1 protein-coding gene is annotated in these 3,065 nt (G+C 65.4%); it reads right to left on the bottom strand.

Translation table 11 applies throughout. From position 1 onward, the window contains the following. Nucleotides 1-64 precede the first annotated feature (64 nt). Nucleotides 65-2,854, bottom strand: coding sequence for a hypothetical protein (locus tag ENN83_RS08320; RefSeq protein ID WP_287185898.1), 2,790 nt, complete (start codon nucleotides 2,852-2,854; stop codon nucleotides 65-67). Between the last annotated feature and the right edge of the window lie 211 nt (nucleotides 2,855-3,065).

Here is a 3,065-nt window from a genome sequence, read left to right as displayed (position 1 = left end):
CTGCGCCGCTGGCTGAAGACGCGCGCCTGAGCGGCGCGCGCCGGTTTCGCATGCGAAACCCGGATCAGGCGATATCCAGCAGATCGGGCAGGTCGGGCAGGTCATCGTCCACGACAAGGATCCGGGGCAGCGTCTCGTCATGGGTGCCCTGGTTTGCGGTCAACGCGGCCCAGAGCCCGGCATCCTCGTCCGATCCGTCCCAGGCATCCCCGATCATCTTGACCTCGACCTGGCCCGAGCCCTTGCCCAGGTCCAGCCGCAGCTCGTCACGTTCGTAATCCACATAGACCGTGGCATCGAAACGTCCGTCGAGCCCGTGGATATTGACCCCCTCGAACGCCCCGGCAATCGTGTCGACTGCGATCAGCTTGTAGCTGCCCACCCCGCCGGCATGGCCCGCAAGGTCGATCTGCAACAGCCCGTCCAGCAGCACCCCGGATTTCACCGGCGATCCGTCCTGATCCCAATGGCCCGAGCGGAACTCGGTCAGCGTCGAGAAACCCCCGGCATCGCCCTTGAAGGTCAGGATTGCGCCCTCGGACATGCGCAGCACCGCGGTGCTGTCCTCGGCCCCGTCGAAGCCTACTTTGGCCTTGGCCCCTTCGATCCGCAATTCGCTGTCCCGGCCCAGGTCGAAGACGGCGCCATCGGTCGCCAGGATCGTCTGCCCGCCCGAGGCCGAGACCGAGATGGTCCCGCTGACATGGCCGATATTGGCAAAACGCCCGCCATCGATGTCGAGCGTCAGCCGGCTGGTCCCGGCATAGCCATCGGTCCAGAACTGGCCCGCGCCCTCGACCGTGATAAGCCCGCCGCGCGCCCCGGTCTCGAGCGTGCCCTCGACCGTCAGCCTGCCGCTGGTGACATGCAGCCGCCCGCCCGAGCCCAGATCGAGATCCTCGATCCCTGTGGTGCGGGCGCCGTAATGGACCCAGTTGCCGCCCAGATCGACATTGTCGCCGTGATCGGGCACGTCGTTGCTGGTCCAGTTGAGGCGGTTGTCCCAACGGATCCCGTCGGCGAGCGCATTCGGCACGAAGCGGTGGTCCGTGGCGGCCCCGTCGGGCCTGGCGTCCATGCCGAAGCCTTGCTGGAACCAGGCGACGATGTCCTTCGCCGTAACCGCGTCGTCATGGGCGGTTTCGGGCAGGGCGGTGAGATAGGTCATCAGATCCCGGATCGAGGCAGTTTCCTCCCCCATGAGCTGGGCGGCGAAGCGCTGGATCGTGGTCAGATCCGCAAGGTCCGGATCGACGCGCTCGATATTGGTGTCCCTGAACACGCCGAAGGCACGTTCCACGCGGGCGGGATCGCCGCCCTTCCAGTTGTAGATGATCGTGTCGTCATAGGCGGCTTCGCGGGTGTTGTTCAGGGCGTAGTTCGTGTGCCTTTTGGCGGCGATCTCATCGGGATCGTCGGGATTGGCCAGATGCGCGATGATGTTACCGATCAGCGTGGTGTCATGGGCCTCGTTGGTCACGCCGCGGGTCAGGCCGCCGATGAAGCGGTCGGTCTGCTTGTGCGCGCCCGAGGTGATGACATTGTCTGCGAACAGGGTGAAATTGCCGATCGGCCCGTCGCCGGCATAGATCCCGCCCAGGAAATCGACGGCGTTGTTGTTGTCGAGAAAGAGGTTGTTCTCGACATATCCGCCGCCGCGGATATGCGCCCCGAAGGACGACGCTTCGGCGGTGATGTTGTTGCGGAAGGTGACGTCGGTGGTGTCGTTCTGCAAATAGACATTGTGGCTGAACATGTTCGGCGGCATGCCGCCCTCGGTCGACCAGTCCATGTGGTAGTCGTCTTCCCAGCCATTATGGTGGAAGATGGTGCCCTCGATCAGCCAGCCCGACGTGGCGTTGGTAAACAGCCCGGCCTTGGTGCCGCTCCAGTAGGCCTGTCCCGGGTTCGGGGCGTTGACCACATGGGTCACCGCGCTGTCATGCAGCGTGATCCTGTCGCCATACTGGATGTTGAGCCCCTCATCGGTGAAGAGCATGTCATGGAAGATGATGTTCTTGCCCGTCGTGCTCAGAACGCCGCCGGTCATGACCAGGTTGCTGATCACGACATTGCTGATCTCATGGTTGAGAAAGGTCATCTTGTCGGTGAGCACCGGGCGCGCGCCTTCGCCCCACGAGGTGATGTGGACCGGATGCAGCTCGCTTTCGCCATTCAGTCTGGCCGAGATCAGGTTGCCGGTATTCTCGTAGGTGTAGCCGCGTTCGAACAGCAGCCAGTGCGACTCGGTCTGATTGAGATGCGGGCTGGTGATTCCTTTCCAGATGTCGATGCCGACTTCGGTCGAGACCGCCATTCCCTCGCTGCCGCCATATTCGGGATGTTGCAGCAGCCAGGCCCGGGTGATGCTGGATTCGGGCAGCCGTTCCAGCGCGGCGATATCGGCGCGGCTCAGCGCGCTGTCGTTTTCCGAGACATAGACCTTGCGGTGATTTTCCCCGGTCTCGACGATCAGATCGCCCGATGCGTCCTCTTCCAGCATGTAATGCAGGCCCTGGCCCCAGCCGGCCTGCTGGGTGGGGGCTGCAACGTTGAACGTGGCGGTGGCGCTTTCAGTCGTGCCGTCGGCACGGGTGATCGTGTAGCCCAGCGACAGCGGGCCGCTGTAGTCGCTGCCCGAAAGTACCAGCGCGATCGAGTTGTCGGGGTTGACCGTGGCATTGCCATGCACGGGCGGGGTCGTGATCTCGACCCGGACCGCGCCGCTGCCAGCGACATCGAGCGTGGTAACCCGCCCGCCGGCGATCTCGATCACCGACTTGCCGTTGTACCGGGTGACCGCGCCCTGTTGCGGCGCGGAATCATATGCGGTGCCGGGGTCGTCGGAGGACACCGGGAGTTTCGGAGCCTCGACAGCGGGGGGCTCCGGCCTGGGCTCGGGCTCGGGTGTGGGCTCCGGCCTGGGCTCGGGCGCGGGTGTGGGCTCCGGCCTGGGCTCGCGCGCGGGTGCGGGCTCCGGCCTGGGCTCGGGCGCGGGTGCGGGCTCCGGCCTGGGCTCGGGCTCAGGTGTGGGCTCCGGCTTGGGCTCGCGCGCGGGTGTGGGT

It is taken from the genome of Rhodovulum sp. (assembly GCF_011048875.1).
Taxonomy (GTDB): domain Bacteria; phylum Pseudomonadota; class Alphaproteobacteria; order Rhodobacterales; family Rhodobacteraceae; genus Rhodovulum; species Rhodovulum tesquicola.
Note: the sequence above shows the minus strand (reverse complement) of the source record. Positions and strands in the feature narration are given on the sequence as shown.